A 19,322-nucleotide genomic window follows, 5' to 3' on the forward strand; every position below is an offset into this window, starting at 1 on the left:
CATACGGGCCTTCGCGAGGCCAGCGCCGCAGGCAGTCACCATGGGGGCACGGAAGTCAGTTCCTACCCTCGGTCCACCTCCTCGTCGATGTCAACAAGCAGGAGGTTGCCCAATGAGCCTGGCCGGCGGCGGACGCCTCGATTGCGGCCCCGGGATGCCTTGCGGGCACCATGGGGAGGCCGTGAACAGGTTCTGCGCTCTGATAATCCCTCTACGCTCCGCCGCCATGCGCCTGACCCGCCTCTTCCTGCTCACCACCGGGCTGCTGCTCAGCCTGGTGACGGCGCTGTTGCTGCGCTCCGTCTGGGCCGACTGGCGCCATGTCGACGCCGCCGAGCTCGGCCTGGCCGCCATGCAGCGCGCCTATCTGGACATGAAGGTCGCCGAGAAGGCCTCGGCCGAGCGCGGCCCGGCCATCCCGGTGCTGAACGACACCGAGCCGCCCGACCCCGCCAAGCGGGCCCGCCTCGAGGACTTCCGCCGCAATTCGGATGCCGCCTTCGACCAGGCCCTGGCCGCGCTGGCCGGCTCCACCGACCCGGCCTCGGTGTCGGCCCGCGCCCAGCTGGACCAGGCCCGCGCGGAGCTGGCGCGGGCGCGCGTCGAGGTCGACCGCGTCGCCGCGCTGCCGCATGCCGAGCGCAGCGCGCCGGGCCAGCGCATCACCCGCGCGCCCATCGACCAGATGTTCGCCGTCATCGACACGGTGCAGAGCGCCGTGACGACGCAGTCCGCCGCGGCCGAGGCGGTCTACCCCGAACTGGCCATGCCCCTGGTCGGCGCCCGCTACGCGGCCGAGCTGCGCGAGTACGCCGGCCGGCTGGGCTCGCAGTTCACGACGCCGCTGGCCACCCAGCAGCCGCTGGGCCACGAGGACGAGCGCGAGATCGCCGTGCTGACCGGGCGCATCGAGCAGCTGCACAAGCTCATCAGCCTGCAGGCGCGCGTCAGCCGCGCCGGCGCGGCGCTGCAGGCCGCCATCGCCACGATGGACGCGCGCTACTTCGGCACCGACCTGCCCTTCGTGCGCGAGCTGACCGAGCGCGGCCTGAGCGGCCAGCCCTATGGCATGGACTCGGCGGCCTTCGTCGGCCGCTATGTGCCGCCGATGAAGACCATTGTCGAGCTGCGCGACACGCTGTTCGCCGCCGCGCGCGACGCCGCCACGGCCCGCGTCGCCCAGGCCCGCCGCGACATGGCCATCAACGCCGCGCTGGGCCTGACGGTGCTGTGCATCGAGCTGGCCGTCTTCCTGCTGATCCGCCACCGCGTGCTGCTGCCGCTGCTGCGCGGCACGCAGGCGATGAACACCATCATGGACGGCCGCGGCCTGCCCAGCGACCACCTGCCGCCGGCCACGCGCGGCGACGAGATCGGCGACATGCAGCGTGCCGTCGCCGCGCTACGCGACGCGACGCTGCGCCGCCGCACGCTGGAGGCCGAGCGCGAGCAGCTGATCGCCCAGCTGCGCGTGGCCAGCGACACCGATTTCCTGACCGGCCTGCCCAATCGCCGCGCCTTCGCCGAACAGGCCGCAAGGCTGCTCGCCCAGGGCCGCCGCCACGGCTGGCCGCTCGCCCTGCTGGTCTTCGACCTGGATCACTTCAAGCGCATCAACGACCTGCACGGCCACCCCGCCGGAGACGCGGTGCTGCGCGCCGTCGCCGAACAGGCGCGCGGCCAGGTCCGCCAGGGCGAGCTGCTGGCCCGCCACGGCGGCGAGGAATTCATCATCCTGGCCGTCGACTGCGCCCCCGACGCGGCCGGCCAGTTGGCCGAACGCCTGCGCCGGACGCTGGCCGACGCCACCATCATGCTGCCCGGCGAGGCGAGTCTGCGGGTGACGGCCAGCTTCGGGCTGGCCTGCACCGAGGCGCGCGCGCTGGCCGACCTGGAAGACCTCTACCGCGATGCCGATCGGGCGCTCTACCGCGCCAAGGCCGAGGGCCGCGACCGGGTCTGCCGCAGTGAGACCCTGTTCAAGGTCCTCTCATAGCGCCCGGCTCGACGCCGGCTGATGTCACAAGGCGCTGGCAGGATCGGGGAAAACGACGGCCCGGTCCCACGAGACCTGCACTTAGGCTCGATCCCATGCGCCCCCTCCTGCTGCTCCTTGCCACCTTGCTGCTGGCCGGCTGCGCGTCCGCCCCCAAATTCACGGTGGACGACGGCCGCAAGGTCGACGAGCCGCTGCTGGCCGGCATGCGCGCCTACGGGGCCGGCGAGCGGCTGATCCGCCCGGCCATCGCGCGCAGCGCCGCACTGCAGGACAGGGACTGCGACAAGCAGTGGGAGCTGCCCTTCGCCGTGGCCACCAGCGCCGGCTGGAGCCCCGACGATCGCGTCGCCTGGGTGCGCGCGCTGCAGGTGGACGAGCGCCTGACCGTCATCGCCGTCACGCAGGATTCGCCGCTGCCCATGGGCACGCGCCTCAACCGCATCGGCGCCCAGGCCAGCGACGACGGCGAGCGCCTGCTCGAATGGCTGGCCGAGGCGCGCGACGCGGGCCGGCCCTTCCACGTCGGCACGGCCGCGGGCCAGGATGCCCTCGTCGCGCCCTTCGAGGTCTGCCGCGGCTACACCCGCTTCGCGCCGCCCAACACGCCGCAGCTGCAGGACTACCACTGGCTGCTGAGCCTGCACCCGCTGGCGTTGACCGAGGCCGAGCCCACGCCCGACGAGGCGCTGTGGCTGGTGCTGTGGACCCAGGGCCTGTCCGAAGAGGGCGGCGCCCGCATGAAGACCTACCACTACGCGATCAAGATCGCCGGCACGCTCTACAACCTCGCCACGCTGGCCTCCGGCGTGAAGGCCGCGGCCATGGCGGCCGACGCGGCCCTCAGCGCGGCCAAGAACGCCGCCGCCAACGTGGCCAGCGATATCCTCAGGCAGCAGCTCATCGAGCAGGGCAAGGCGCTGGCCGCGCAGAGGATCCGCGACGGCCTCGCCGACGCCGCCCAGCAGATCAGCCGCCAGCAGGTGCTCAACCTGATGCAGGCCGCCGCCGCCAACCGCGGCTCGCTGGGCGGCATCTCGCGCATCGCCGCCACCGTCTTCGAGCGCGCCGACGCCTGGGCCTTCGCGCGCATGGCGGCCCTGGGCGCGCCGCCGCTGGCCGGCTTCACGCTGCACCAGAAGCTCGTCGAGCGCAGCCTCTACGCCAACGCCTTCCTGTTCGACGCCGACCGCCTGGCCGCGCTGAACAAGCTGGCCGCCGCGCGAGGCTTCGAGGCCGAGGTCACGGCCATCCTCGGCGGCTTCAGGGCCGACACGCTGCTGGCCGAGATCGGCGCGATGCCGCTGGCCTCGGTCCAGGCCCGCTTCTCCTTCGACAGCGCCGACGACCCCGGCGCCGGCCGCTTCTCGCGCGGCCTCGTCGACGCCATGCTCGAACTGCCCACCGAATCGGCCCCCAGGAAGAAATGAAGCCGGCCCGCCTCGCCTTCGCCCTGCTGCTCGCCACCACGGCAGCCCCCGCCCAGACACCTCCGGCCGATGCCGCCAGCGCTCCCGAGGCCCCGGCCTCCGCCGCTTCCGGGGCCGAACCCCTGCCGGCGCCCAGCTGCGCCGTATTGACCAGCCGCGCGCTGTCGGCCGACCTCAAGGCCGCCACGGCCCAGTCGCAGAACCAGCCGCTGCAGGCCCAGGTCAAGCTCTACGACGAGGCCGTGGCCCAGTGGGGCTCGGCCATCACGACATGCGAGGGCCGTGCCCGCGAGCGCGCCGAGCGCAACCTCGCCGACAGCCAGAAGACCCGCGACGGGCTGGCCGAGAAGCTGCAGGCCGGCAGCCAATGCGAGAGCGCCCACCGCGACGCCTCGGCGCTGCAGGACCTGGCGCGCACCGCCTTCGGCGAACGCCGCTTCGCCGAAGCCGCCAGCCTCTACCGCAAGGCCGAGGGCATGTGGGACCTGGCCGTCGACCAGTGCAGCGGCAGCCAGCAGCAGACCGCCCAGCGGCGCCGCGAGCAGAGCGAGATCGACGGTTACAACGCCGAGTTCTGCGCCCCGCCCTTCGAGCGCGCCCGCGACTTCTCCACCAAGCTGCGCAACGGCGGCGCGGCCCTGCCGCTGGCCGAGCGCCAGACCCAGAGCCAGATCGGCGAGACCCTGTGGCGCGACACCGCCAGGCTCTGCAAGGGCAGCGCCCAGGAGCTGGCGATGAACAACGCGCAGGCCCTGGCCCGCGAGCGCGGCACGCCCTGGGTGTCCACGCCTCTGCCCGGCGCACCGCCGGCCATCGCCGTGGCCGCCGTGCCCAAGCCTGCCCCTGCCGCCGCAGCCCCCGCCACCGCCAGGCCGGCCACCGGCACGCCGGCGCCCGCGACAGCCGCCGCAGCCACCAACGCCGCCAAGGTGCCGCTGCGCCAGGCCGCCGCCGTGCCCATCGCCCCCTTGGCCACCGCCCCGGCGCCCGAGGCCAAGCTCTTCGACAGGACGGCGGGTGACACCCACTACGTCGGCCAGTTCGTGCGCGAGGACGACGACACCGTCAGTGGCACCGGCCGCGTCGAGTGGAAGAACGGCGACGCCTACGAAGGCGCACTGGTGCACAGCCGGCGCCAGGGCGCCGGCGAGATCCGCTGGGCCAGCGGCCAGCGCTACAAGGGCGACTGGGCGGGCGACCGCGCCACCGGCCGCGGCCTGATGGTGTTCGCCAACGGCAACCAGTTCGACGGCACGCTGGTGGACGGCCAGCCCGAGGGCGAGGGCAGGCTGACCTATGCGTCGGGCGACGTCTACACCGGCCAGATCCACCAGGGCCTGCCGCATGGCAAGGGCGTCTACGTCTGGACCAGCGGTCAGCGCTACGACGGCGAATGGGTCAACGACAAGCCCCAGGGCCGGGGCCGCATGCGCTTCACCAACGGCAACCAATACGAAGGCCAGCTCGCCGCCGGCCTGCCGCAGGGCCAGGGCCGCATGGTCTTCCCGAGCGGCGACGTCTACGAGGGCCAGTTCGAGGTCGGCAAGGCCCATGGCGAGGGCCAGTACGCCTGGAAGAGCGGCGAACGCTACGAGGGTGCCTGGGCGCGCGGCCTCAAGCACGGCCAGGGCATCTTCTACTGGCCGACCGGTGACCGCTGGGAAGGCGTCTTCAAGGACGACGAGCGCACCGACGACGGCTATATGGTCCGCAAGGGCAATTGAGAGGTTGAGAGTCTTGATGCAGGTCAGCCCGCCCCCGCGCTGCGGCGGTGTAACCTGTACGCATTCTCAGGAGTCTTCCCCATGAAAACCTTGCTCACCGCCGCCGCCCTGGCCCTCGCCTTCGCCGCTCCCGCCGCCGAGGCCCGCGTCGCCCGCCACCACGCGGCCAGCCACGCCAGCAGCCCCGTCAAGGCCCAGGCCGGCGCGAAGAAGGCCGCCAAGGCCAAGCACAAGAAGCACGCCAGGAAGGGCGGCCGCAGGAAGGCCGGCTGATCCGGGCCGGCCCCGCCCCTATTCGCGCTCGAACCTGAACACCGCCACGCTGGCCATCAGATTGGGCAGCGCGCGCACGACGCGGCCGCGCTGCAGGCCGAAGGCGTCCAGCACCTTGAGGCGGTTCTTGCGCGCCAGCACCTCGAAGTCGGCGAAGGTGCCGACGCGGATATTCGGCGTGTCGTACCACTCGTAGGGCAGGGCCCGCGTGACGGGCATGCGGCCGGTCAGCACCTGCAGCCGGTTGGGCCAGTGCGCGAAGTTGGGGAAGCTGACGATGCCCGTCTTGCCCACGCGCGCCGTCTCCTTGAGCATCTGCTCGGCATTGCGCAGATGCTGCAGCGTCTCCAGCTGCAGCACGACGTCGAAGCTCTGGTCCTCGAAGATGGACAGGCCTTCCTCCAGGTTGCGCTGGATCACGCTGACGCCGCGCTTCACGCAGGCCAGCAGGTTGGCGTCGTCCAGCTCCACGCCGTAGCCCGTGCAGCCCTTGTGCCTGATGAGGTGCTCCAGCAGCTCGCCGCTGCCGCAGCCCAGGTCGAGCACGCGCGAGCCGGGCGGCACCAGGGCCGCGATGGCGGGATCGAAGCTCATCGCGTCAGCTCCGTGGCAATGCGCTCGAAATAGGCCCGCAGCAGCCCGTGGTAGCGCGGATCGTCGAGCAGGAAGGCGTCGTGGCCGTGCGGCGCGTCGATCTCCGCGTAGCTCACGTCCAGGCGGTTGTCGAGCAGGGCCTTGACGATCTCGCGCGAGCGCGCCGGCGAGAAGCGCCAGTCGGTCGTGAAGCTGGCGATCAGGAATTTGGCCCGCGCCTTGGCGAAGGCCAGCGCCAGGTCGCCGCCGTGCTCGGCCGCCGGGTCGAAGTAGTCCAGCGCGCGCGTGATGAGCAGATAGGTGTTGGCGTCGAAGTAGTCGCTGAACTTGTCGCCCTGGTAGCGCAGATAGCTCTCGATCTGGAACTCGATGTCCTGGGTGCTGTAGCCCAGCTCGCCGCCCTTGAGCTCGCGGCCGAACCTCTCGGCCATCACGTCGTCGCTCAGATAGGTGATGTGGCCGATCATGCGCGCCACGCGCAGGCCGCGCTTGGGCACCACGCCGTGGGCGTAGAAGTGGCCGCCGTGGAAGTCGGGGTCGGTCACGATGGCGCGGCGGGCCACCTCGTTGAACGCGATGTTCTGCGCCGACAGATTGGGCGCCGTCGCGATGGCGATGCAGTGCGACAGCCGCTCGGGGTAGCGCAGCGCCCAGTCCAGCGCCTGCATGCCGCCGAGCGACCCGCCCAGCACGGCCGCCAGCTTCAGGATGCCGAAGCGCTCGACGACGCGGGCCTGGGCGTCCACCCAGTCCTGCACGGTCACGACGGGGAAGTCCGCGCCCCAGGCCCGGCCCGTCGCCGGGTTGGCATGCATCGGCCCCGTGGAGCCGAAGCAGGAGCCGAGGTTGTTCACGCCGATGACGAAGAAGCGGTCGGTGTCCAGCGGCTTGCCCGGGCCGATCAGGTTGTCCCACCAGCCATCGCTCTTGGCCTGGCCGGCATAGGTGCCGGCGACATGGTGGCTGGCGTTCAGCGCATGGCAGACCAGCACCGCATTGCTGCGCTCGGCATTGAGCCGGCCATAGGTCTCGACCATCAGGTCGTAGGCCGGCAGGCTGGCACCACTGCGCAGCGGCAAGGGTTCGTCGAAATGGAAACTCTGCGGCGACACGTCGCCGACGCTTCGGCCCGTCATGGCCCACTCCAAAAGCAAAAAAACCGGCGGCCACTGTTGCGGGACGCCGGCTGTGCTCGGAGTCCTGTTTAGCGGCATTTGTAGAGCGCCCGCAATCCGGAACAAATCGGCGCTGTGAGGCGACAGTTTAGCGGAGGCCGCCGCGCAGCGGCTGAACGATGATGGCCGGGCTCGAGGAGGCTGCCGATGAGAGTTGCGCTGTTGCTGATCCCCGCCCTGCTGGCCGGCTGCGGCGACAGGCCGCCCGACGGCTGGACCGGCTATGCCGAGGCCGAGCTGGTCTATGTCGCGCCGCCCGTGGCCGGCCGGCTGAGCGACCTGGCCGTGCGCTCCGGCGAGGCCGTGGCCGCCGGCCAGGCGCTGTTCGCGCTGGACGCGACGCCCGAGCTCGCGGCCGATGCCGAGGCGCAGGCCCGCGCGCAGAGCGCCCAGGCCCAGGCACTGGACGCCGACAAGGGCCGGCGCGCGCCCGAGCTGGCCGTCACGCAGGCGCAGCTGGACCAGGCCCGCGCCGCCGAACGCCTGGCCGCCGGCGACCTCGCCCGGCAGCAGCAGCTGCTGGCCCAGGGCTTCGTCGCCCGCGCCCGCGTGGACGACGCGGCGACGACGCTCGCGCAGGCCCGCGCCCGCGTCGCCGAGCTGGAGGCGGCGCTGCAGGTGGCCCGTCTGCCGGCCCGCGATGACGCACGCAGCGCCGCGCGTGCGCTGGCCGAGGCCGCGCAGAACAGCCGCGCGCAGACGGCCTGGCGCGTCGCGCAGAAGCGCCAGAGCGCGCCGGTGGCGGCCCGCGTGCAGGACGTCTTCATGCGCCCCGGCGAATGGGTGGCGGCCGGCCAGCCGGTGCTGGCCCTGCTGCCGCCGGCCAACCGCAAGGCGCGCTTCTATGTGCCGCAGTCGGCCGTCGGCGGCCTCAGGCTGGACGCGCGCGTGAGCCTGCATTGCGATGGCTGCGGCGCGGCCATTCCGGCACGCATCAGCTTCATCGCCAGCGGCCCCGAGTACACGCCGCCCGTCATCTACTCCAACCAGCAGCGCGACAAGCTGGTCTTCCTCGTCGAGGCGCGGCCGCTGAAGGTCGAGGACGCGGAGCGGTTGCATCCGGGCCAGCCACTGGACGTGACGCGATGACCGAGCTGACGATCGACGTCAGGGGACTGACCAAGGCCTATGGCGGCCGCAGGGTCGTCGATGCCGTCGACATGCAGGTCGCCACCGGCCGCATCGTCGGCTTCCTCGGGCCCAACGGCAGCGGCAAGACGACCTCGCTGCGCATGCTCTGCGGCCTGCTGACGCCCGACGCCGGCGAGGGCCGCGTGCTGGGGCTGGACTTCCGCCGCGAGGCCGCGGCGGTCAAGCGCCAGGTCGGCTATATGACGCAGAAGTTCGGCCTCTACGAAGACCTGTCGATCCGCGAGAACCTGGACTTCATCGCGCGCCTGTTCTCGATGCCCGACCGCCGCGCGGCCGTCGACGCCGCGCTGCAGCGCCTGGGCCTGGCCACGCGCCAGCAGCAGCTGGCCGGCGCGCTGTCCGGCGGCTGGAAGCAGCGCCTCGCGCTGGCGGCCTGCCTGCTGCACCGGCCGCGTCTGCTGCTGCTGGACGAGCCCACGGCCGGCGTCGACCCCAAGGCGCGGCGCGAGTTCTGGGACCAGATCCACCGGCTCGCCGGCGAGGGCATCACCGTGCTCGTGTCCACGCACTACATGGACGAAGCCGAGCGCTGCCACGAGCTGGTCTACATCGCCTACGGCCGCGTGCTGGCGCGCGGCACGGCCGCATCCATCGTCGCCGAAGCCGGCGCGCGCGACCTGGAGGACGCCTTCGTGCGCCTCGTCGGCCGGGCCAACGACAACTTCGGGCAGGCCGGCTGATGCAGTCGCTGGCCCGCAGCTTCGCCATCGCGCTGAAGGAGGTGCAGCAGATGCTGCGCGACCGGCTCACTTTCGCGATGGCCGTCGGCATCCCCATCATCCAGCTGGTGCTGTTCGGCTATGCGATCAACACCGACCCCAAGGGCCTGCCGACCGCCGTCGTCAGCCAGGACAGCAGCCCGATGGCGCGCAGCGTCGTCGCGGCGCTGCAGACCAGCGGCTATTTCCGCATCGTCGAGAGCGGCATCGCCGAGTCGCGCGGCGACGCGCTGCTGCAGAGCGGCGACATCCAGTTCCTCATCGTCGTGCCCGACGACTTCGGCGCCCGCATCGTGCGCGGCGAGCGGCCGGTGCTGCTGATCGCGGCCGACGCGAGCGACCCCTCGGCGTCGGGCAATGCCATCGCCGCGCTGAACCAACTCGGCCAGACCGCGCTGAACCGCGAGCTGCGCGGCATGCTCGCGCCGCTGGCGCCCCGGCCGCCGCCCTTCGACCTGCGCATCCAGCGCCGCTACAACCCCGAGGGCCTGACGCGCTACAACATCGTGCCCGGCCTGATCGGCACCATCCTGACGATGACCATGGTCATGCTGACCTCGCTGGCCATGACCCGCGAGCGCGAGCGCGGCACGATGGAGAACCTGCTCGCGACGCCGGTGCGGCCCTTCGAGGTCATGGTCGGCAAGATCCTGCCCTATGTCGTGCTCGGCTATGTGCAGCTGGGCGTCATCCTCGGCGCGGCCTTCCTGCTCTTCCAGGTGCACATGGTGGGCAGCGCGGCGCTGCTGCTGGCGATGATCGGCGTCTTCGTGCTGGCCAACCTCGGCGTCGGCTTCACGTTCTCGACCATCGCGCAGAACCAGCTCCAGGCCCTGCAGCTGACCTTCTTCTTTTTCCTGCCGTCCATGCTGCTGTCGGGCTTCATGTTCCCCTTCCGCGGCATGCCGGCCTGGGCGCAGACGCTGGGCGAGGCGCTGCCGCTGACCCATTTCCTGCGCATCGTGCGCGGCGTCATGCTCAAGGGCGCGGGCGCGGCCGAGCTGCTGCCGGAGCTGTGGCCCATGCTGACCTTCCTGGCCGTGGCCGGCGGCGTGGCGCTGCTGCGCTACCGCCGCACCCTCGACTGAACGACAAGCCTTGGCCATTTTTTCCCTGTCAGCCCCGTGTTGGCATGACGCCACCGTCGAGCGGGCAGAATCGCAGCAGCCGTCCCGCCCATCATGCGACCGATCCCCACCCCGCCCCTGCAACGACGCGTCCATCCCAGCTTCGGCCGCGTCAGCGTCGGCGTGCAGGGCCGCGTGATGATGTCCATCGCCGAAGGCCCCTTCGATGCCGGGCTGATGGCCGCCGTGAAGCGCGCGATCGCGCTGGCCGGCAAGCGCCTGCCGGCCGACCGCCGCTTCGGCGACCTGCTCGAGATCCGCGGCAGCCTGGAGATGAACGCCGACGCGCTGGCCGAACTGCGCGCCAGCATCCACAGCTTCTCGGACCGCGGCGTCGTCGCGATCTCCACGGTCTTCCTGGTGCGCCCGGGCATCCCCGGCATCGAGAGGCTGCCGGCGCTGATGGACATCTGGCGCTCCAGCCGCCCGGTGCGCCGCGCCGACGACTTCGACGCGGCATGGGCCCTGGTCAATGCCGACCTGGCCGCCGCCGGCCTGCCGACGCAGGCCCCGCCGCCGCGGCCCTGATCAGACCGGCCAGCGCCGCTGCGCAGGGCGCAGCCGCTCCCAGGCCGCGCCCAGCGCCAGCACGCCGGCATCGTCGAAGCGGCGGCCGACGATCTGCAGGCCGATGGGCAAACCCGCGTCCGTGTAGCCCGCATTGATGGCCAGCGCCGGCTGCTCGCTCATATTGGCGGGCAGCGTGAACGCGATGTGCTCGAAGGGCCGGGCCGGGTCGTGCAGCGGGCTGGCGAGGTGGGCCGGGTAGGCGGGCATGGGGCTGACGGGCGACAGCACGAAGTCGAAGGGTTCGCAGGCGGTGTTGGCCGCCTCGCGCAGCGCCTGCATCTGGCTGTAGCCGCGGAACACCGTGCCGCCGTCGTAGCCGGCCGCGGGCGCCACCCAGTCGCGGATATAGGCCAGCACCTTGTCGCGCCGCCCGGGCTGCAGGGCCGAGATGTCCAGCCAGGAGCGCATGCGCCAGAAGCGGTCGATGCCGTCGGCCATCTCGGGCGTCGTGAAGGCGGCCAGCGGCTCGACGCCGGCGCCGGCCTGCTCGAAGGCCCGGGCCGCGCCCACGATGGCGGCTTCGACCTCGGGCCGCACGGCCTCGCCCCAGCCTGCGTCCAGCAGCAGGCCGATGCGCAGGCCACGCAGTTCCAGCGGCCTGGGCAGCACGGCGCCCGGCGGCAGCTGCGTCGGGTCGCGCGCATCGGGCCGGGCCAGCGCGGCCAGCATCAGCGCGGCGTCCTCGACGGAGCGCGCCAGCGGCCCGGCGACGCGGCCGGCATAGCCGGGCTTGATGGGCACGCGGCCGTGGCTGGGCTTGAGGCCGACGAGACCGCACCAGCCGGCCGGCAGGCGGATGGAGCCGCCGATGTCGGTGCCCAGGTGCAGCGGGCCGTAGCCGGCCGCCGCCGCCGCGGCCGCGCCGGCGCTGGAGCCGCCCGGCGTCATGCGCAGGTCCCAGGGGTTGCGCGCCGGCTCGGCATGGAGGCTGGACAGGCCCGAGCTCAGCATGCCGTAGTCGGGCATGGTGGTGCGCGCCCAGGCGATGGCGCCGGCCTCGCGCAGCCGCGCGGCGGGCGGGGCCTCGAAATCGAAGCGGGCGTCGCCGGGCGTCGCGGCCGTGCCGGCACGATTCGCTGCGCCGGGCACGGCGATGTTTTCTTTCAAGGTGACGGGGATGCCGTCCAGCGCCAGCGCGCTGCCGGCCCGCCAGCGGGCCTCGCTGGCGCGGGCCGCGGCCAGCGCCGCGTCGGCATCGACGGCGCACAGCGCATGCAGCTCGGCCTCGCGGCGCCCGGCCTGGGCCAGCACGGCCTGCATCAGGTCGACCGGCGACAGCTCGCGCGAGCGATAGGCCGCCAGCAGCGCCGCCGCGCCGAGGCCGGCGATCACTTCTTCAGCTGCTGAACGGCCTTCAGCATCGCGTCGATATGGCCTTCGGGGCTCATGCTGGCGTGGACGGCGGCGATCTTGCCGTCGCTGCCGATCAGATAGGACACGCGGTCGGCCATGCCCGGCAGCAGCTTGAGCGCCGCGTCGTAGTCCTTCATGACCTTGGCACCGGCGTCGGCCGCGACGGCGAACTTGTTGCGGCAGGCCTCGACGCTGAATTTCTTCAGCGTGTCGATGTCGTCGTTGGACATGCCGATGACGGTGGCGCCCAGGGCCTTGAACCTGTCGCTCGCCTCGGCGAACTGGTGGGCCTCGACGGTGCAGCCGCTCGTGAAGGCCTTGGGATAGAAGTACAGCACCACGGGGCCGTTCTTCAGCGCATCGGCGAGATGGAACCTGAAGGCCTGGCCGCCGACGGCGGCATCGGCGCTGAAGTCGGGGGCCGGCGCGCCGATGCCGAGGGCGGCGTGGGCGGCGGGGATGAGCAGCGCGGCGAGCAGGGCCGCGAGCGGGGCCTTCAGGTGTCGGGACATGGTGGACCTCGGTGGTGGTGGCGTGGCCGCAGGATAGCCAAGCCGCAATGGCCGGGCGGGCCAACGGGTCAGGGCCGGCGCAGCAGCCCGTCGGCCAGCCAGCGCTGCAGCGCGCCGACGACGGCGGGCGCCGCGGCATCGGCATCGCCGAGCTCGTCGGCGGCGCGCTCGCAGAGCAGCGCGAAGGTCTGGCCCGCGGCGACGGCGTCGAGCAGCCTGGCCTCCAGCGGCTCCAGCGAGCGCCAGCGCGTCTCCTGGCCCTGGCGCCAGGCCAGCAGCTCATGCGCATGGGGCACGGGCTCGGGCAGCTCGGGCGGGTCGGCGCCGGACTCCGGCTCCCACTCGCGCAGCGCCCGCCAGGCAGGCTCGATGGCATGGGCCAGGGCCACGCGCTGCACGCTGGCCTGCAGATGCAGCACCAGGCCGGCCCAGTCGTCGGGGCCCAGCGCGACCAGCGCTGCGGCATCGGGCGGCGCCGCGTCGGCGGCGTCGAAGGCGGTGCGCAGCGCCCAGTCCATGCGGGCGATGTCGACGAGGCCCGCGTGCGGCACGAGGCCCTCGCCGGCCTCGGCCATGAAGCCGGCCAGCTCGTGGCCGAACCAGCGGATGGACGGGTGCCGGCTCGGCCGCGCCGCGACATAGGCCTGAGCCAGCGCGTCGAAGCCCGCGTCGCCCAGCGCGCGCGACAGCACCGTGTAGTTGTCGGCCAGCGCCGCGGCCAGCCGGACGCGGTAGGCATGGCGGTAGACCTCCAGGCCGGTGGCGCAGTCGCCCGCCAGCAGGCCGGCCGCATCGGCGCCGTCGCGGATGGCGGCGGCGAGCCGGCGCTGTTGCGTGACGAGGCTCATCGCAGGGCCTCCGCGGCCTGCGCTGCCACATGGCGCGCGACGCCGAGCTCGGCCAGCAGCTCGGGCAGCGGCGGGATGTGGTCGTCGCGCTCGATCATCGTCGGCACCGCGCCGAAGCGCTTCACGGCGTACTGGTAGAGCCGCCAGACTTCGTCGCGCACCGGGTGGTCGTGGGTGTCGATGACGATGTCGCCGCGGTCCTCGTGGCCGGCGAGGTGGATCTGGCGCACCGGCTCGACGGGGATGCCGTCAAGGTAGGCCATGGGGTCGAAGCCGTGGTTGCGGCCGGAGACGTAGACGTTGTTGACGTCCAGCAGCATCTTCGCGCCGGTCTGTTGCAGCAGTTGCGCGATGAAGTCCCACTCGGTCATCTCGTCGGCCGCGAAGCGCACATAGCTGGACACGTTCTCCAGCACCAGCGGCCGGCCGAGGATGTCCTGCACCTGGGCGATGCGGCCGCCGACATGGTCGAGCGCGGCACGCGTCAGCGGCACCGGCAGCAGGTCGTGCAGCTGGCTGTGTGCGTCGGCGCTCCAGCACAGGTGGTCGGAAACCCAGCCGGGCTCCAGCCGGTCGGCCAGTGCCCTGAGCTCGCGCAGATGGCCGAGGTCCAGCGGCGCCGGCCCGGCGACGGACAGCGACACGCCGTGCATGACGAGCGGGTAGTCCGCGCGGATGCGTTCCAGATGCGCCAGCGGCGGCCCGCCCGGCACCATGTAGTTCTCGGAAATGATCTCCAGCCAGTCGGGCCGCACGGCCGCATCGACGCCGGCCTCGAAGGCCGCGTAATGCTCGACGCGCAAGCCGAGGCCAAAGCCTTGGATATGGGTCATATCGACAAAAGAAGTTGACGCGAGGCCGAAGGCTCCCGCGCCATCAAGCAGCAGCCGTGGAACTGGCTTTGCCAGGCCACTGGCTGCTGCCAAGGCCAGAGGCCTTGGCCTTCGCCAGGCACAAACAGTCCTCAGGACTGTTTGTGTCCGGGCTCAGCCCCCTTGAGGGCGAGGCGCTCAAGCGCCTCGGGGGTAGGTTACTTCTCCACCTTGCCACCACCCTTGGTGCACTCTTCGGCGGACTTCTTGCTGACCCAGCCCTGGCCCTTGCAGCTGTTGTGGCCCTTGCACTCGTTCTTCGCGGTCTTGCACTCGGAGGTGCCCTTGCAGCTGTTGACGCCGGAACACTTGACCATGCCGTCGGCCGCGACGGCGGCCGTCGGGAAGGCGGTGGTCGCGAACAGGGCGGCGGCCGCAGCGGCAATGCCCAGGCCGGTCTTGAGGGATGCGTTCATTTGGAGTCTCCAGAAAAGAGAAGTGGTTGAGATCGGGTATCACCACAGGTCGATCCGGTCGGTCCCGCATCGACTTGCCAGCTTGTGTCGAGCGACTCGGCGAGTCCTTACAGCCAGCCGGCAGATTCTGATGACCTGTCCTTATGACTGCAATGGCGCGTGGCATTCGTCATGGGCCGGGGGCGAGCTAGAGTCCGCTGGCCAAGCCACCCCCTTCCCATGCTGAACACCGAGACCCCGAGCACCCGGCACCCCGACCTGGACAGCTACGCCACGCCGGCGCTGCTGGATGCATTCATCGACGACCAGGCCGCCGCCGTCGCCGCCGTGAAGGCCGCCGCCCCGCAACTGGCCGCGGCCGTGGACGCGGCCCTGCCGCGCATCCGCGCCGGCGGCCGGCTGCTCTATGCCGGCGCCGGCACGTCCGGCCGGCTGGGCGTGCTCGACAGCGTGGAGCTCTACCCCACCTTCTCGTGGCCGCGCGAGCGGGCCGTCGCCGTCATCGCCGGCGGCGCGGGCGCGATGTTCGTCGCCGTCGAGGGCGCCGAGGACGACCGCGCCCGGGGCGCCGCCGACCTCGCCGCGCTGCGGCCCGGCCCCGACGACGTCGCGCTGCTGCTGGCCGCCTCCGGCGCCACGCCCTATGTGCTGGGCGCCATCGAGGCCGCGCGCGCGGCCGGCGCGCTGACCATAGGCTTCGCCAACAACCCCGGCGCGCCGGTCACGGCCCAGGCCGACATCGGCATCACGCTGGACACCGGCCCCGAGGTCATCTCCGGCAGCACGCGGCTCAAGGCCGGCACGTCGCAGAAGATCGCGCTGAACACGTTCTCGTCGGCGCTGATGGTGAAGCTCCACAAGGTCTACGGCAACCTGATGGTGGACCTGAAGGCCACCAACGCCAAGCTCGTGCGGCGCGCACTCGCGCTGACGGTACGCGCCTCGGGCGCGAGCGAGGCCGATGCGCAGGCGGCGCTGGCGCAGTGCGACCACCATGTGAAGACGGCCCTGGTCATGCTCAAGCGCGGCGTCGGCGCGGCCGAGGCGCGCGCGCTGCTCGATGCGGCCGACGGCAGCGTGAGCAAAGCGCTCGCGGCATGACCGAGGCCGCGGCGCCGGGCCGCCCCAAGCAAGGCCGCATCCCCCCGGGGGATCGCCCGCCGTACCCGGCGGGCGAGGGGCCGGCATCCCCTTGGGCCTGGGTGCCCAGCCTGTACTTCGCGCAGGGCATCCCGTACGTCGTCGTCATGACGCTGTCGGTGGTGCTCTACAAGAACCTCGGCATCTCCAACACCGACATCGCCCTCTACACGAGCTGGCTCTACCTGCCCTGGGTGCTGAAACCGCTGTGGTCGCCGCTGGCCGAGCTGTTCGGCACCCAGCGGCGCTGGGTGACCGTGCTGCAGTTCTTCATCGGCGCCGCGCTGGCCGGCGTGGCGCTGACCCTGCCGATGGAGCGCGCCTTCCAGCTGTCGCTGGCCGTGTTCTGGCTGATGGCCTTCGCGTCGGCCTCGCACGACATCGCGGCCGACGGCTACTACATGCTGGCCCTGCCCCGGCACAGCCAGGCCGCCTTCGTCGGCGTGCGCTCCACCTTCTACCGGCTGGCCAATATCGGCGGCCAGGGCGGCCTCGTCTACCTCGCGGGCGAGCTGACCGAGCGCAGCGGCAGCGCGGCCGCCGCGTGGACGGCCGTGTTCTGGCTGCTGGGCGCGCTGTTCGTCGCGCTGGCCGGCTGGCATGCCTTCGTGCTGCCGCGCCCCGCGGCCGACATCAGGGGCCCGGGTCGCAAAGCCGCACGCGGGCTGGCCCGCGAGTTCCTCGCCGTGTTCGCGAGCTTCTTCCGCAAGCCCGGCATCGTCGTCACGCTGGGCTTTCTGCTGCTCTACCGCTTCCCGGAGGCGCAGCTGCTCAAGCTGGCCTCGCCCTTCCTGCTCGACCCCGCGGACAAGGGCGGCCTGGGCCTGTCGACCAAGGCGGTGGGCATCGCTTACGGCACGGTCGGCCTGACGGCGCTGACGTTGGGCGGCCTGGCCGGCGGCTGGGTCATCGCGCGTTTCGGGCTGAAGCGCGCGCTGTGGCCGCTGGTGCTGGCCATGCACCTGCCCAACCTGGCCTTCCTCGCGCTGGCGCTGGCGCAGCCCGGCAGCCTGTGGGTCGTCAGCGGCGCGCTGGCCGTGGAGCAGTTCGGCTACGGCCTCGGGTTCACGGCCTATCTGATGTACATGATCCTGGTCGCCGAGGGCCCGCACAAGACGGCGCACTACGCGCTGTGCACCGGCTTCATGGCGCTGGGCATGATGATCCCCGGCATGTGGAGCGGCTGGCTGCAGGACCACATCGGCTATGTGCCCTTCTTCGGCTGGGTGCTGCTGGCCACGCTGCCCAGCTTCATGATGACCGCCCTGATCCGCATCCCCGAAGGCTTCGGCAGCAAGGAGTCCGCATGAAGCGCCGCGACCTCCTCGGCCTCGCGACGGCACCGCTGCTGGCGGCCTGCGGCACGCCGCCGTCAACGCAACCCACGCCGCCCCCCGAGGCCGCGCCGGCGCCGGCCGCTTCCGCGCCGCTGCCCGCGCCGCCGCCGCGCGAATGGCGGGCCGCCTGGGTCGCCACGGTCGCCAACATCGACTGGCCCAGCCGCCGCGGCCTGGGCGCCGAGGCCCAGCAGGCCGAGATCCGCGGCCTCTGCGACGCGGCCGCGCGCACCGGCCTGAACGCGCTGATCCTGCAGGTGCGCGCCAGCGCCGACGCGCTCTACGAGTCGACGCTGGAGCCCTGGAGCGAGGTCCTCACCGGCACCCAGGGCAGGCACCCCGGCTACGACCCGCTGGCCGTGTGGCTGGACGAGGCCCGCGCGCGCGGCCTGGAGCTGCACGCCTGGTTCAACCCCTACCGCGCGCGGCACAGCACGGCCAGGTCGGCGCCGGCCGACAGCCACCTGAGCCGCAGCCACCCCGGCTGGGTGAGGCGTTATGGCGACCAGCTCTGGGTCGACCCCGGCGAGCCCGCCGCCGCCGAACACACGCTGGCCGTGGTGCGCGACGTGCTGTCGCGCTATGCGCTGGACGGCGTGCACATCGACGACTACTTCTACCCCTACCCGGTGCAGGACGCGGCCAAGGCCGACCTCGACTTCCCCGACGAGCCGAGCTGGCAGGCCCATGTCGCCGGCGGCGGCGCCCTCGACCGGGCCGACTGGCGGCGCGACAACGTCAACCGCCTCGTGCAGCGGCTCTACGCCCTCGTGCACGAGGTGCGCCCCGGCGCGCGGCTCGGCATCAGCCCCTTCGGCCTGCCGCGGCCCGATGCGCGCCCGCCCGGCATCAGCGGCTTCAGCCAGTTCGACAAGCTCTTTGCCGACGTCGAGCTGTGGCTGCGCGAGGGCTGGCTGGACTATCTCGCGCCCCAGCTCTACTGGCCGCGCGCTCAAGTTCCCCAGGCCTTCGAGACGCTCTTGCAGGCCTGGCGCGCGCTGAACCCGCTGGGCCGGCCCATCCATCCGGGCCTGTTCACGAGCCGCATCGACGCGACGCCGCAGAGCTGGCAGCCCGAAGAGATCCTCGGCCAGATCGACAGCATCCGGCGCCTGTCGCCCGGCAGCGGCCACATCCACTTCAGCATGGCCGCGCTGGCGCAGAACCGCCGCGGCATCGCCGATGCGCTGCGCCGCGGCCCCTATGCCTGAGCGGCCCCAGGCCCCAGAACGCGCTTGACGCCCGCGACCGCGAACGCGGCGAGCAGCCCGGCGTCCGCGCCGCCGTCGGTCACGAGCACGTCCACGTCGGCGGCCGGGCAGATCTGGATGCGGCTGGCCTGGCCGAGCTTGCTGGAGTCCGCCAGCACGACGCGCTTGTTCGCGCGGCCCAGCATCGCGCGCGCCACGGTGGCCTCGTTCCACAGATAGTCCATCGCGCCGTTGACCGCGTCGAAGCCGACCGGCGACACCAGCGCCCAGTCGACCTGCAGCCGGCCGATCTCGGCCACCGTCTGCTCGCCATAGGTGGCGGGCACGTCGGTCTCGATGCGCCCGCCCAGCAGCCTGACCTCGCAGTCCGGCCGACGGGCCAGCACCATGGCCGCCTCCAGCGAGTTGGTGACGACGGTCAGGCCCTCGCGCCGGGCCAGTTCCTCGGCCAGGGCCAGCGTGGTCGAACCCGCGTCCAGGAAGCAGGCCTGGCCAGGCTGGACCAGCGCGGCGGCCAGCCGGGCGATCTCGCGCTTCTGCGGCTGCTGCAGGCCGGTGCGCTCCAGATAGGCCGGCTCGGGCGGCACGGCCGGCGCGACGGCCGGCGGCACCGCGCCGCCGTGCACGCGCGCCAGCTGGCCCGAGCGCTCCAGCTCGATCAGGTCGCGCCGCACGGTCTCCTTGGACACGCTCAGGGCCTCGGCGAAGTGTTCGGTGGTCAGACGGTGATGGGTCTGGAGCAGGTCCAGGATGCGGCGGTGTCGTTCAGCAACCCACATGAGCGGCAGGAAAGGCGGACAGGAAAAGTGGCGGGGCCGAGTAGGCCAGGGCCGTATGGCTTTTGTGTGAATACGAGGTTGGATGTGGAAATCC

18 protein-coding genes, 1 pseudogene and 1 riboswitch are annotated in these 19,322 nt (G+C 72.3%); of the genes and pseudogenes, 11 read left to right on the forward strand and 8 right to left on the reverse strand.

The features are described 5' to 3' along the window. Window positions 1-226: 226 nt before the first annotated feature. The 4 genes from NYP07_RS00005 to NYP07_RS00020 all read left to right on the forward strand — a co-directional run bounded on the left by NYP07_RS00005 (window position 227) and on the right by NYP07_RS00020 (window position 5,423). Complete coding sequence (locus NYP07_RS00005) at window positions 227-1,996, forward strand: GGDEF domain-containing protein (RefSeq protein WP_268146030.1); 1,770 nt, start codon at window positions 227-229, stop codon at window positions 1,994-1,996. Window positions 1,997-2,091: 95 nt separating this feature from the next. Continuing rightward, window positions 2,092-3,426, forward strand: a complete 1,335-nt coding sequence (locus tag NYP07_RS00010; protein WP_268146032.1) for a hypothetical protein — start codon at window positions 2,092-2,094, stop codon at window positions 3,424-3,426. Next, complete coding sequence (locus NYP07_RS00015) at window positions 3,423-5,150, forward strand: MORN repeat-containing protein (RefSeq protein WP_268146034.1); 1,728 nt, start codon at window positions 3,423-3,425, stop codon at window positions 5,148-5,150. The genes NYP07_RS00010 and NYP07_RS00015 overlap by 4 nt, the downstream gene beginning before the upstream one ends. A gap of 81 nt (window positions 5,151-5,231) precedes the next feature. Further along, entirely contained in the window at window positions 5,232-5,423 is a 192-nt protein-coding gene (locus NYP07_RS00020; protein WP_268146036.1) for a hypothetical protein, read from the forward strand. A gap of 18 nt (window positions 5,424-5,441) precedes the next feature. Here the strand turns inward: NYP07_RS00020 and metW are convergent, their stop codons facing one another. Next, complete coding sequence (gene metW / locus NYP07_RS00025; protein ID WP_268146038.1) at window positions 5,442-6,017, reverse strand: methionine biosynthesis protein MetW; 576 nt, start codon at window positions 6,015-6,017, stop codon at window positions 5,442-5,444. Further along, entirely contained in the window at window positions 6,014-7,153 is a 1,140-nt protein-coding gene (metX, locus tag NYP07_RS00030) for a homoserine O-succinyltransferase MetX (protein WP_268146039.1), read from the reverse strand. The genes metW and metX overlap by 4 nt, the downstream gene beginning before the upstream one ends. 47 nt (window positions 7,154-7,200) lie before the next feature. Continuing rightward, a riboswitch (SAM riboswitch) is annotated at window positions 7,201-7,276 on the reverse strand. A gap of 63 nt (window positions 7,277-7,339) precedes the next feature. Between metX and NYP07_RS00035 the strand changes: the two genes are divergently transcribed. From NYP07_RS00035 to NYP07_RS00050, 4 genes and pseudogenes are all read left to right on the forward strand, one after another. Further along, window positions 7,340-8,281 (forward strand): HlyD family secretion protein, encoded by a 942-nt coding sequence (locus NYP07_RS00035; protein WP_268146041.1) that lies wholly within the window; start codon window positions 7,340-7,342, stop codon window positions 8,279-8,281. Beyond that, window positions 8,278-8,943: pseudogene (ccmA, locus tag NYP07_RS00040) on the forward strand (heme ABC exporter ATP-binding protein CcmA); the annotation flags it as partial. The gene NYP07_RS00035 and the pseudogene ccmA, both read left to right, overlap by 4 nt. A gap of 80 nt (window positions 8,944-9,023) precedes the next feature. Then, window positions 9,024-10,151 carry an ABC transporter permease gene (locus NYP07_RS00045; RefSeq protein ID WP_268146050.1) on the forward strand — a complete coding sequence of 376 codons (1,128 nt, stop codon included), beginning with the start codon at window positions 9,024-9,026 and terminating at the stop codon, window positions 10,149-10,151. A 93-nt stretch (window positions 10,152-10,244) separates the two neighbouring features. Beyond that, a complete protein-coding gene (locus tag NYP07_RS00050; RefSeq protein WP_268146052.1) occupies window positions 10,245-10,718 on the forward strand; it encodes a hypothetical protein in 474 nt (157 codons plus the stop codon). On the opposite strand, the gene NYP07_RS00055 is transcribed toward NYP07_RS00050, so the two are convergent. The 5 genes from NYP07_RS00055 to bufA2 all read right to left on the reverse strand — a co-directional run bounded on the left by NYP07_RS00055 (window position 10,719) and on the right by bufA2 (window position 14,761). Then, complete coding sequence (locus tag NYP07_RS00055) at window positions 10,719-12,089, reverse strand: amidase (protein ID WP_378989794.1); 1,371 nt, start codon at window positions 12,087-12,089, stop codon at window positions 10,719-10,721. It lies immediately after the preceding gene. After that, window positions 12,089-12,625 (reverse strand): peroxiredoxin, encoded by a 537-nt coding sequence (locus NYP07_RS00060; RefSeq protein WP_268146056.1) that lies wholly within the window; start codon window positions 12,623-12,625, stop codon window positions 12,089-12,091. The genes NYP07_RS00055 and NYP07_RS00060 overlap by 1 nt, the downstream gene beginning before the upstream one ends. Window positions 12,626-12,693: 68 nt before the next feature. Continuing rightward, window positions 12,694-13,473, reverse strand: coding sequence for an HvfC/BufC N-terminal domain-containing protein (locus NYP07_RS00065; RefSeq protein ID WP_268146058.1), 780 nt, complete (start codon window positions 13,471-13,473; stop codon window positions 12,694-12,696). After that, window positions 13,470-14,306 carry an MNIO family bufferin maturase gene (bufB, locus tag NYP07_RS00070; protein WP_268146060.1) on the reverse strand — a complete coding sequence of 279 codons (837 nt, stop codon included), beginning with the start codon at window positions 14,304-14,306 and terminating at the stop codon, window positions 13,470-13,472. Before bufB ends, NYP07_RS00065 begins: the two co-directional genes overlap by 4 nt. A gap of 197 nt (window positions 14,307-14,503) precedes the next feature. Continuing rightward, complete coding sequence (gene bufA2, locus NYP07_RS00075; RefSeq protein ID WP_268146062.1) at window positions 14,504-14,761, reverse strand: BufA2 family periplasmic bufferin-type metallophore; 258 nt, start codon at window positions 14,759-14,761, stop codon at window positions 14,504-14,506. A 219-nt stretch (window positions 14,762-14,980) separates the two neighbouring features. On the opposite strand from bufA2, the gene NYP07_RS00080 reads away from it, so the two are divergent. The 3 genes from NYP07_RS00080 to NYP07_RS00090 are packed head-to-tail and all read left to right on the forward strand — an operon-like array spanning window position 14,981 to window position 18,449. After that, on the forward strand, window positions 14,981-15,862 hold the full coding sequence (locus NYP07_RS00080; RefSeq protein ID WP_268146064.1) for an N-acetylmuramic acid 6-phosphate etherase: 882 nt from the start codon (window positions 14,981-14,983) through the stop codon (window positions 15,860-15,862). Next, window positions 15,859-17,211 (forward strand): MFS transporter, encoded by a 1,353-nt coding sequence (locus NYP07_RS00085; protein ID WP_268146066.1) that lies wholly within the window; start codon window positions 15,859-15,861, stop codon window positions 17,209-17,211. Before NYP07_RS00080 ends, NYP07_RS00085 begins: the two co-directional genes overlap by 4 nt. Continuing rightward, complete coding sequence (locus NYP07_RS00090) at window positions 17,208-18,449, forward strand: glycoside hydrolase family 10-like protein (protein WP_268146069.1); 1,242 nt, start codon at window positions 17,208-17,210, stop codon at window positions 18,447-18,449. The genes NYP07_RS00085 and NYP07_RS00090 overlap by 4 nt, the downstream gene beginning before the upstream one ends. Here NYP07_RS00090 and NYP07_RS00095 read toward each other — a convergent pair. Next, window positions 18,440-19,228: a DeoR/GlpR family DNA-binding transcription regulator gene (locus tag NYP07_RS00095; RefSeq protein WP_268146071.1), complete on the reverse strand. Its 789-nt coding sequence runs from the start codon at window positions 19,226-19,228 to the stop codon at window positions 18,440-18,442. The genes NYP07_RS00090 and NYP07_RS00095 overlap by 10 nt on opposite strands. Window positions 19,229-19,322: the final 94 nt, after the last annotated feature.

Origin of the sequence: Pelomonas aquatica (assembly GCF_026712205.1) — a bacterium.
GTDB classification, from domain to species: Bacteria; Pseudomonadota; Gammaproteobacteria; order Burkholderiales; family Burkholderiaceae_C; genus Pelomonas; species Pelomonas aquatica.

Excerpts from the sequence above, each read along its gene's own strand:
- NYP07_RS00005 (WP_268146030.1), top strand. The coding sequence starts at position 227 with ATGCGCCTGACCCGCCTCTTCCTGCTCACCACCGGGCTGCTGCTCAGC.
- NYP07_RS00010 (WP_268146032.1), top strand. The coding sequence starts at position 2,092 with ATGCGCCCCCTCCTGCTGCTCCTTGCCACCTTGCTGCTGGCCGGCTGC.
- NYP07_RS00015 (WP_268146034.1), top strand. The coding sequence starts at position 3,423 with ATGAAGCCGGCCCGCCTCGCCTTCGCCCTGCTGCTCGCCACCACGGCA.
- NYP07_RS00020 (WP_268146036.1), top strand. The coding sequence starts at position 5,232 with ATGAAAACCTTGCTCACCGCCGCCGCCCTGGCCCTCGCCTTCGCCGCT.
- metW (WP_268146038.1), bottom strand. The coding sequence starts at position 6,017 with ATGAGCTTCGATCCCGCCATCGCGGCCCTGGTGCCGCCCGGCTCGCGC.
- metX (WP_268146039.1), bottom strand. The coding sequence starts at position 7,153 with ATGACGGGCCGAAGCGTCGGCGACGTGTCGCCGCAGAGTTTCCATTTC.
- NYP07_RS00035 (WP_268146041.1), top strand. The coding sequence starts at position 7,340 with ATGAGAGTTGCGCTGTTGCTGATCCCCGCCCTGCTGGCCGGCTGCGGC.
- NYP07_RS00045 (WP_268146050.1), top strand. The coding sequence starts at position 9,024 with ATGCAGTCGCTGGCCCGCAGCTTCGCCATCGCGCTGAAGGAGGTGCAG.
- NYP07_RS00050 (WP_268146052.1), top strand. The coding sequence starts at position 10,245 with ATGCGACCGATCCCCACCCCGCCCCTGCAACGACGCGTCCATCCCAGC.
- NYP07_RS00060 (WP_268146056.1), bottom strand. The coding sequence starts at position 12,625 with ATGTCCCGACACCTGAAGGCCCCGCTCGCGGCCCTGCTCGCCGCGCTG.
- NYP07_RS00065 (WP_268146058.1), bottom strand. The coding sequence starts at position 13,473 with ATGAGCCTCGTCACGCAACAGCGCCGGCTCGCCGCCGCCATCCGCGAC.
- bufB (WP_268146060.1), bottom strand. The coding sequence starts at position 14,306 with ATGACCCATATCCAAGGCTTTGGCCTCGGCTTGCGCGTCGAGCATTAC.
- bufA2 (WP_268146062.1), bottom strand. The coding sequence starts at position 14,761 with ATGAACGCATCCCTCAAGACCGGCCTGGGCATTGCCGCTGCGGCCGCC.
- NYP07_RS00080 (WP_268146064.1), top strand. The coding sequence starts at position 14,981 with ATGCTGAACACCGAGACCCCGAGCACCCGGCACCCCGACCTGGACAGC.
- NYP07_RS00085 (WP_268146066.1), top strand. The coding sequence starts at position 15,859 with ATGACCGAGGCCGCGGCGCCGGGCCGCCCCAAGCAAGGCCGCATCCCC.
- NYP07_RS00090 (WP_268146069.1), top strand. The coding sequence starts at position 17,208 with ATGAAGCGCCGCGACCTCCTCGGCCTCGCGACGGCACCGCTGCTGGCG.
- NYP07_RS00095 (WP_268146071.1), bottom strand. The coding sequence starts at position 19,228 with ATGTGGGTTGCTGAACGACACCGCCGCATCCTGGACCTGCTCCAGACC.